Here is a 9,324-nt window from a genome sequence, read left to right as displayed (position 1 = left end):
ACTTCAAAATCAATATGCAACGCCTTCGCGTAATTTAGCAAAAAGTTTTGAACTTCAAAATTTTGATTTGGTCAATGCTGAAAGAGTACAACATGGGTTAAATACATTAGATTATTCTGAAACTATCTCTGATACAGCACGCAAACACAGTAATGACATGGCTGAGAATAATTATTTTGACCATAATAATCAATCTGGGGATTCACCTTTTGATAGATTAGAACAAGATGGACATGATTTTAATGCAGCTGGCGAGAATTTAGCTTATGGTCAACCAAGTAGTATTTATGCTCATCAAGGATTAATGAACTCTTTAGGTCATAGAAAAAATATTCTTAAAAAAGAATTTAATACTTTAGGTGTCGGCGTTGACTTTAATAAACATAAACAACCTTATTGGACTGAAAATTATACGGGATAGTGTTTATGCATTGTTGAAAAGGGTATCTATATTCTGTGAGGATGAGGTATTATGACAACAAATAAAAAAGATCAAACAGAAGATATACTAGAAAAAGTGAAAGATGTCTTAGAAAAAAATGACAATAAATAAGAGGCTACGCTATAAGCGTAGCCTCTTATTTATTGAGAGTGTCTTTATCTATAAAATTAAATTTCTCTAAATAGACCGACAACTTTACCTAAAACAGCAACTTGATCTAAATAGATTGGCGACATTGTACTATTTTCCGGCTGTAAACGGTATCGTGTTTTTTCTTTGTAAAAACGCTTGACTGTAGCTTCATTGTCCTCAGTCATTGCTACAATAATATCACCATTTTCAGCAATCGTTTGGCTTCTTACGATAACTTTATCCCCATCTAATATTCCCGCTTCAATCATGCTATCACCAACAACATTTAAGATGAAAATATCGCTGTTATGCGTTGAGGTAAAATGCTCGGGTAACGGAAAATACTCTTCAACATTTTCAACAGCAGTAATAGGTATACCAGCTGTTACTTTTCCAATGACTGGCACGTGAATTGTAGATTCCATATTCACGGTTTCACCTAATTGTTCGGTAACAATTTCAATTGCACGTGGTTTAGTTGGATCTCTTTTTATATAACCTTTTTCTTCTAATCTGGATAGATGTCCATGTACAGTTGAGCTAGATGCTAAACCAACAGCTTCACCAATTTCCCGAACACTTGGTGGATAACCCTTTGAATGAACAGTCTGTTTAATATACTCAAAAATCTCATTTTGTCGCTTAGTTAATTCTCTCATAATAGGCACTCCCTACGTTAATTTGTTTTTATTATAGCATGTATTGTTAATGTTTACAAACGTTTGTTCGTTTTCTTGTTGACAGAGAACAGATGTTCTGATAAAGTTTAAGTACAAACAAACGTTCTAGGAGTGACTTATATGTTTAAACTATATATATATCAAATTAAACCTTATATTACAGTGTTGCTAGTTACAATGATTTTAAGTACTGTATTTATATTAAGTGCTTATTATAATACGGAATCAGAACAAACGTACGAAATGACAGATCATCAAATCACAAATATTTCTACAAAAGACGAACAGTATCAAATGAATTCAGATGAAAAAAGCGAACGGACGCTCAATCAATTTTTAGCAAAAGCCAAATAAAATATTAAACCAAATATATTGTGAAAGTGAATTTATTTAGTAGAATGGTAAAGTAAGCGTAACTATTTAGTTTCGCTTATTTTTTTGTTATATTTTCTATATTATGAATTACGGAGGTTTATTATGGCGAAAAATGATGCCGTAGATATTAAGCGTATAAATGAGTTAGCAAAAAAGAAAAAAGAACAAGGATTGACTGAATCTGAATCAAAAGAACAATCGAAATTAAGAAAAGCATATTTAGATTCCTTCCGACAAAGCTTTAAAAAACAAATTGAAAGTACAAGAGTTATTGATCCTGAGGGCAATGATGTAACGCCTGAAAAGGTGAAAAAAATATTAGATTCTAAAGATAAAAAAGATAATAACTAAATCAATTTTTTGTTAAATAATTACTAAATAAGGTATAATAGTAATGAAACTTGCTATAAGAAAGGAAGTCATTTAGATGAATAAAGAAAAAGATCAATTAGCGATAGATACGATAAGAGCCTTAAGTATCGATGCTGTTGAACAAGCAAACTCAGGTCACCCTGGATTACCAATGGGCGCAGCTCCAATGGCATATACATTATGGACACGCCACTTAAATTTCAACCCCCAATCAAAAGATTTCTTCGATAGAGATCGTTTTGTACTATCTGCAGGCCATGGTTCTGCATTGTTATACAGTTTATTACACGTTTCAGGTAGTTTAGAATTGGATGAATTAAAACAGTTTAGACAATGGGGTTCAAAAACTCCAGGTCATCCAGAGTTTAGACATACAGATGGTGTTGAAGTAACAACTGGACCATTAGGACAAGGTTTTGCTATGTCTGTAGGTATGGCAATGGCTGAAAAACATCTTGCTGGTAAGTTTAATAAAGAAGATGCTAATGTAATAGATCACCATACTTACGTGATAGCATCTGATGGAGATTTAATGGAAGGTATTTCACATGAAGCAGCATCATTAGCTGGTCATACACAATTAGATAAACTTATTGTATTATATGACTCAAATGACATTTCTTTAGATGGAGATTTAAACAAAGCATTTTCTGAAGATATTAAAACGCGTTTTGAATCATATGGTTGGAAACACATTTTAGTTAAAGATGGTAATGATATAGATGCTATTGATAATGCTATTAATGAAGCTAAAACTGCAGATGTACCAACAATCATTGAAGTGAAAACAATCATTGGTTACGGCGCGCCTAATAAACAAGCTTCTCATGGCGTACACGGTGCTCCACTAGGTGAAGAAGAAAGAAAATTAGCTTTAGAAAACTATGGTTTGGATCCTGAAAAACGCTTTAACGTACCAGATGAAGTATATGAAATTTTCCAACAAACAATGTTGAAACGTGCTAATGAAAAAGAAGAAAACTGGAATAAACTTGTTGAAACATACAGTGAAAAATATCCAGAATTAGCTGAAGAATTCAAATTAGCAATCAGTGGTAAATTACCAACGAACTACTCAAACGAATTGCCAGAATTTGAAGCTGGCCATAGTGGTGCTTCACGTGCAGATTCTGGTGAAGTAATACAAGCGCTAAGTAAAACAGTCCCTTCATTCTTTGGTGGTTCAGCTGACTTAGCAGGTTCAAACAAATCAAACGTTAAAGATGCGGTTGACTTTGATAAAGATACACCTGAAGGTAAAAATATCTGGTTTGGTGTACGTGAATTTGCAATGGGTGCTGCAGTAAATGGTATGGCAGCTCACGGTGGTTTACACCCATATGGTGCAACTTTCTTCGTGTTTAGTGACTATTTAAAACCAGCCCTTCGTTTATCAGCAATCATGGGATTAAATTCAACATTTATTTTCACGCATGATTCAATTGCAGTTGGTGAAGATGGCCCAACACATGAACCAATCGAACAATTATCTGGTTTACGTGCAATTCCAAACATGAATGTTATTCGTCCAGCTGACGGTAATGAAACACGTGTAGCTTGGGAAGTAGCAATGGAATCAGAAAATACACCTACATCTTTAGTGTTAACACGTCAAAACCTAACAACAATGGACTTACCTAAAGAAACTGTTGAAGAAGGTGTACGTAAAGGTGCTTATGTAGTGTTTGAATCAGATAAAGATCCAGAGTACTTACTATTAGCTACAGGTTCAGAAGTTAATTTAGCTATTGAAGCTGCTAAAGATTTAGAAGGACAAGGTAAAGGTGTACGTGTTGTATCAATGCCTAACTGGAATGCATTTGATCAACAATCCGATGAATATAAAGCATCTATCTTACCTGCTTCAATTACAAAACGTGTTGCTATTGAAATGGCATCATCATTAGGTTGGCATAAATATGTTGGTACTGAAGGTAAAGTGATTGGTATTGATGGATTTGGTGCAAGTGCGCCTGGTGATTTAGTAGTTGAAAAATATGGTTTCACTAAAGAAAATGTCTTAAATCAAATTCAAACGTTCTAATTATTAAGATAAAAAGATAGGTAATATTTTTGGTATGAGAGCTTTTGTTCTCATACCAATTTTTAATTATAAATAAAGATTGGATTATATTTACAAACTGAAATTAGAATTGATATAATACATAAGGTTGGAAATATAAATTAAATGAGTCACTCTTGAAAAGGAGTGGTTATTTTAGTAAAATGCATTAGGATAGGAAAGTGGGTGAAACAATGGCAACTTGGTTAGCAATTTTATTAATCGTGTTAGCACTAATTCTAGGACTAGTCGGTGGATTTTTCCTTGCGAGAAAATATATGATGGATTATCTGAAAAAGAACCCACCAATTAATGAAGAAATGCTACGAATGATGATGATGCAAATGGGTCAAAAACCATCTCAAAAGAAAATAAATCAAATGATGACGATGATGAATAAAAATCAAGACGACGCATTCAAGAAGAAGAAATAATGTCTTTAGAAAAGCTGATGATTACTACCTACTAGTAAATCGTCAGCTTTTTTGGTTTGAACAAACTCCTATTATATTTAAAAAATGAGAATATCACCCTGGTTCGATCATATAAATGTGATGCTACTCAATTTTGTCATTTGAAAATCATACTTTAATGATTCGAAATTTTATAGATGGATTAAGTTTTTTTAATTGAGCATTAAAATAATTAAAGTGATAGTGAATGTAATTTATTTTTTAAATATTCAGTAAATATTTGATTGTAAAATCATATTTGTTATAATTTGTATATATAAGGGAGGTATTAATAAGTGAAGAGTGCTTATGACATGGAAGACAAAGAAGTTTTAGATCGATTAGCAAATATGCATATTAACTTTTCTACTGATGAAGCTTTCAAAGAATATCATAACGCGATGCAAATTCATGATATGAATTATCTTAGATATACTTTAGAAAATGCATTGTCAGCTTGTGATACAACACGCGCTATTTAAATAGCAATGAATAAGATAAGTCTGAAACAGGGCTTATTTTATTTTGAGTAATTTTCTATCATTACCTCCCGACGTTGGCATTAATCTTTTGATACTATATCACCTATACATAATTGAATTTTGAAATATACAGATAAGGCTAAATAACATGCTATATAGACCAAATGAAAACATATTAAAATTACTGAATGTTAAATAGTAAAATGATATACTATTTGAGGTGGAGATTAAGCCAGTAACATAAAGAAGGTGTAAGCATGTTATATTTAGTTTTTTCTATAGTTGTAGCTTTTTTAATGGGTATTGGGGTAATCGTTGTAAGAATGAAAGCGCAGCAATATCCAGTAAATGAAAAGAAAATTATTTTACCGCCATTTTTCATGGCAACAGGTGCATTAATGTATGTGGTACCTTATTTCAGATTAACCGGTATGGAAATAATAGAGTGCATCGTATTAGGTGTTCTTTTCTCAACGATATTAATTTGGACTTCTCGATTTGAAACATCCGGTAGTGAAGTATACATGAAGCGGTCTAAAGCTTTTCCTATTATCTTAATTTCACTGTTGTTAATCAGAACAATTTTGAAAATATTTATAAGTAATAAAATAGATCCAGGTGAAATTGGGGGCATGTTTTTCTTACTTGCTTTTTGTATGATTGTACCTTGGAGATTGGCTATGTTATATCAATATAAAAAAGTTAAGAAAACATTAATTAAATAAGCGAAAGAAGTAATAATTATATTAGAGTAATTGAATTTGCTTAATACTCAAGGGCTACTAAATTTCCTTAAAAATCATGGAATTTAAGTAGCCCCTTTTATATTTTGAAAAATTACTTGAGTATTAAGGACGAGTATTATATCATAAAATCGAACGGATGTTCTATTAGGAGTGATAGAATGAAAATTGTACATACAGCTGATTGGCATTTAGGACGGATTTTGAACGGAAAATCATTGCTAGAAGACCAAGCATATATATTAGATCAATTTATTAAAAAAATGAGCGACGAAAAACCAGATGTAATCGTAATTGCAGGTGATTTATATGATACTAGTTATCCCAACAAAGCTGCAATACAGTTATTGGAAAATACAATTAATACATTAAATTTAGAAATGAATATTCCGTTAGTGATGATAAGTGGAAACCATGATGGTAAAGAACGGTTAAATTATGGCTCAAAGTGGTTTGAAAAATCTCAACTTTATATCAGAACATCACTTGAGGATATGTGTGACCCTATTACCATTGGAAATATTGATTTTTATACATTACCATTTTCTACAGTGAATGAAACGAGTTATTTCTTTAATGATAAAACGATAGAAACACATCAACAAGCCGTGAGTAAATCAATAGAATTTATGACGCAGAATATTAATCAAAATAAAGTCAATATACTAATAGGCCATCTTACAGTTCAAGGTGGTATTCGCACTGAATCTGAGAGAGCATTGACGATTGGCACTGTTGAATCAGTTACAGCAAATTCATTTCAGCAATTTGAAGCAGTGCTACTAGGTCATTTACATCATCCATTTAGTATAGATTCGGATTTTATTCATTATAGTGGTTCTTTATTACAATATTCTTTTTCAGAAACTACGCAACCTAAAGGTTATAGAGTAATTGAAATGATTGATCATAAATTAAAAAATATATTTAGGCCATTAACGCCTTTAAGACAATTAGAAGTGATTGAAGGGGATTATGAAGACGCTATTCAAGAAAAACTAAGCATAAAAGATAAAAACAACTATTTACATTTTAAGTTAAAACATATGTCACATGTTAGTGATCCTATGATGCATTTGAAACAAATATACCCAAACACGTTGGCGCTTACCAATAGTTCTTTTGAATTTAATACGCCGTTACATCATGAAAATATAGAAATACAAAAATTAGATGATACAACAATTATTAATAAATTTTTTGAGAATATGACGGATCAATCACTAACAAGCATTCAAAATAATAAAATTGGTAAAGTATTAAATTATTTACTTGAAGGAGATCAGACTAAATGAGACCTTTAACATTAAAATTAACAAATTTCGGCCCATTTTTAGACGAAACCATTGATTTTCAACAAGTAAATAATGATCAATTGTTTTTAATTAGTGGTAAAACGGGTTCAGGAAAAACAATGATATTTGACGCAATTGTATTTGCCTTATTTGGAGAGGCATCGACAAAAGATAGGAATGAAGGGGATTTACGTAGTCACTTTGCAGATGGTAAATCACCAATGGTCGTTGAGTTCGAGTTTAAATTGAGAGATAGTATTTATAAAATTAATCGACAAGGTGCATTTGTAAAAGAAGGAAATAAAAATAAAACACTTGGACAACTTTCAATTTATCAACTTGAAGATACATTTGAATTACGTGAAAGTAAAGTGAATGCTGGAAATCAATTTATTAGAACGTTACTAGGAGTTAATTCAGAACAGTTTAGACAATTATTTATCCTTCCTCAGGGTGAATTTAAACGTTTCTTATTATCTAAAAGCATAGAAAAACAAGAAATACTAAGAACATTGTTTAATAGTCAAAGATTTGAAGAAATACAAAAATTGTTAAATGATGATGTTAAAGAGGTAAGGGCGAATATTGAAAAGCGATATCATACACTTGAAACGGATTGGATGGATTTAGAGACTTTTGATGAGACCCTATTAAATGAGTATAAAGAAGTAAGTTCAAGACAAACTGATAAAATCAAAGCATTAATACCACAATTCAAAAGCATAGGCCAATCTATTCAAAATGATTTATTAGCAGCTGAAAAAAGAAGAATTGAAAAATTTGAGCAAGCTGAAAATTTATTAAATCGTAATTTGAAACTTCAAGATGCAATAACAAGCCTTGAAGAAAATAAACAAAAACAAGAAGCATTGTTATCCAATCAAAGTTATATAAAAAATCAAATAAAATTATTAAATGAAATCAATGAGGTAAGACCACTTTCCAATTTATTAGACTCAAAAGAAAAACTTTTAAAAAAGCATAAAGAGATAGAAAAAGATAAAACAAAAACAATAACAAGCGTATCAAATTTACAGGAGCAATTAGAAGATTGTGAGAAACAATTAGCAAAACATAAAGACTTATCTGAAACAATAGATAAATCGAAAACATTTATAGAAAATTGTAAAATATTTTATAAAAAAATTGATAAATATAAAAAACTATACCAGCAAATCGAAAATTTAAAAAACACATACGCTGAGTTTAAATCACAGTACGAAAAACAAAAGCAACAACTTAATCAATATATTGAAAAATTAAATGATAGAGAGCCAGATTATAAAAGAAATGAACAACTTAATGAAAAAATACATCAGTTAGATAATGAAATTAAAATTAAAAAACAAAATGAGTTAAATAAAAAAGAATATCAAACGTTGCAAAAACGACAAAGTGACATAACAACGAAAAATGAACATATAAAATCTGAAATAAATACATTAGATGATAAATATAAAACTATTGATAAAACAAATATAGATTTAAATAATAAACAAGATATGATTATTAAATTGCAATCAGTGCTTTCTAAAGGTGACAAATGCCCACTTTGTGGGAATGAGATTCATGAAATTGAACATCATATTGATTTTGATGAACTTACCAAAAGACACGACCAACTCAATAATATTGAACAACAACGCCTAAAGTTAAAAGAACAAAAAATCAAATATGATAGTGAATTACAGCACATCTTAGAACAATTACATAAATTTAATTTAGATGAGTTAGAAAAAATTAACTATACAGAGCTTGAATTAACTAAGGATAACCTTTTGAAAGAAAAAAGATTAATAGAAGAGGAAAATGAAGAAATTAGAAACCTTAAAGAGAAAATTTTAAGTTTAAGGCAAAAATCACATGAGTTAGAATTGGATTTAAAAACAAAACAATTCAAATTAGATGAAAGCACGCAGATGATTAATGACTTTGAAAATACCACACAATATAAAGATGTGAATAAGTTTATGACCGCTTATGATAAATCATTAGAGAAAGTAAATGAATATCAAAAGAAATATGAATGGTTAGTACAACAAATTCAAAAATATAATAACGAATTGTCACTTGAAATGAATAATAAAGCACATCTAGAAGATACTATAAAGAGTTTGCAAAAGGAAATTAAAGAAGCAAATCATAAAATTGATCATGAAATGAATAGGATAGGCTTTACATCATTGAAAGATGTAGAACACACTATTAATGAAATTCCTAATAAAGCAAAAATAGAAGCGGAAATAAATAAATTCAATCAAGAGAAACAACAATTTGAAATTATCATTA

10 protein-coding genes are annotated in these 9,324 nt (G+C 30.3%); 9 read left to right on the top strand and 1 reads right to left on the bottom strand.

Annotated features, from left to right (window positions below; translation table 11 throughout):
* The coding region (locus CD032_RS13500) for a CAP domain-containing protein (RefSeq protein WP_258026254.1) at positions 1–421 on the top strand (421 nt) is incomplete at its 5' end.
* A 188-nt stretch (positions 422–609) separates the two neighbouring features.
* Here the strand turns inward: CD032_RS13500 and lexA are convergent.
* Positions 610–1,233 (bottom strand): transcriptional repressor LexA, encoded by a 624-nt coding sequence (gene lexA / locus CD032_RS09790; RefSeq protein ID WP_019467990.1) that lies wholly within the window; start codon positions 1,231–1,233, stop codon positions 610–612.
* Between the two features lie 141 nt (positions 1,234–1,374).
* Here lexA and sosA point away from each other — a divergent pair, with 141 nt between their 5' ends.
* From sosA to sbcC, 8 genes are all read left to right on the top strand, one after another.
* Complete coding sequence (gene sosA / locus CD032_RS09785) at positions 1,375–1,608, top strand: DNA damage-induced cell division inhibitor SosA (protein WP_019467989.1); 234 nt, start codon at positions 1,375–1,377, stop codon at positions 1,606–1,608.
* A gap of 123 nt (positions 1,609–1,731) precedes the next feature.
* A complete protein-coding gene (locus tag CD032_RS09780; RefSeq protein ID WP_019467988.1) occupies positions 1,732–1,980 on the top strand; it encodes a DUF896 domain-containing protein in 249 nt (82 codons plus the stop codon).
* 76 nt (positions 1,981–2,056) lie between these two features.
* Positions 2,057–4,045 carry a transketolase gene (gene tkt / locus CD032_RS09775; RefSeq protein WP_019467987.1) on the top strand — a complete coding sequence of 663 codons (1,989 nt, stop codon included), beginning with the start codon at positions 2,057–2,059 and terminating at the stop codon, positions 4,043–4,045.
* 212 nt (positions 4,046–4,257) lie between these two features.
* Positions 4,258–4,497: a YneF family protein gene (locus tag CD032_RS09770; RefSeq protein ID WP_019467986.1), complete on the top strand. Its 240-nt coding sequence runs from the start codon at positions 4,258–4,260 to the stop codon at positions 4,495–4,497.
* 314 nt (positions 4,498–4,811) lie between these two features.
* Positions 4,812–4,997, top strand: coding sequence for a hypothetical protein (locus tag CD032_RS09765; protein ID WP_019467985.1), 186 nt, complete (start codon positions 4,812–4,814; stop codon positions 4,995–4,997).
* Positions 4,998–5,254: 257 nt separating this feature from the next.
* The gene (locus CD032_RS09760; RefSeq protein ID WP_019467984.1) at positions 5,255–5,722 is read left to right on the top strand and encodes a CcdC family protein; all 468 of its coding nucleotides are present in this window, start codon (positions 5,255–5,257) and stop codon (positions 5,720–5,722) included.
* 179 nt (positions 5,723–5,901) lie between these two features.
* Complete coding sequence (sbcD, locus tag CD032_RS09755) at positions 5,902–7,035, top strand: exonuclease subunit SbcD (protein ID WP_040030118.1); 1,134 nt, start codon at positions 5,902–5,904, stop codon at positions 7,033–7,035.
* The coding region (gene sbcC, locus CD032_RS09750) for an exonuclease subunit SbcC (protein WP_258026253.1) at positions 7,032–9,324 on the top strand (2,293 nt) is incomplete at its 3' end. The genes sbcD and sbcC, both read left to right, overlap by 4 nt.

The organism is Staphylococcus cohnii subsp. cohnii, from assembly GCF_002902365.1.
Classification (GTDB): domain Bacteria; phylum Bacillota; class Bacilli; order Staphylococcales; family Staphylococcaceae; genus Staphylococcus; species Staphylococcus cohnii.
Note: the sequence above shows the minus strand (reverse complement) of the source record. Positions and strands in the feature narration are given on the sequence as shown.

What these genes read in the sequence shown, in the direction of transcription:
- lexA (WP_019467990.1), bottom strand. Translation starts at nt 1,233, where the DNA reads ATGAGAGAATTAACTAAGCGACAAAATGAGATTTTTGAGTATATTAAA.
- CD032_RS09780 (WP_019467988.1), top strand. Translation starts at nt 1,732, where the DNA reads ATGGCGAAAAATGATGCCGTAGATATTAAGCGTATAAATGAGTTAGCA.
- tkt (WP_019467987.1), top strand. Translation starts at nt 2,057, where the DNA reads ATGAATAAAGAAAAAGATCAATTAGCGATAGATACGATAAGAGCCTTA.
- sosA (WP_019467989.1), top strand. Translation starts at nt 1,375, where the DNA reads ATGTTTAAACTATATATATATCAAATTAAACCTTATATTACAGTGTTG.
- CD032_RS09770 (WP_019467986.1), top strand. Translation starts at nt 4,258, where the DNA reads ATGGCAACTTGGTTAGCAATTTTATTAATCGTGTTAGCACTAATTCTA.
- sbcD (WP_040030118.1), top strand. Translation starts at nt 5,902, where the DNA reads ATGAAAATTGTACATACAGCTGATTGGCATTTAGGACGGATTTTGAAC.
- CD032_RS09760 (WP_019467984.1), top strand. Translation starts at nt 5,255, where the DNA reads ATGTTATATTTAGTTTTTTCTATAGTTGTAGCTTTTTTAATGGGTATT.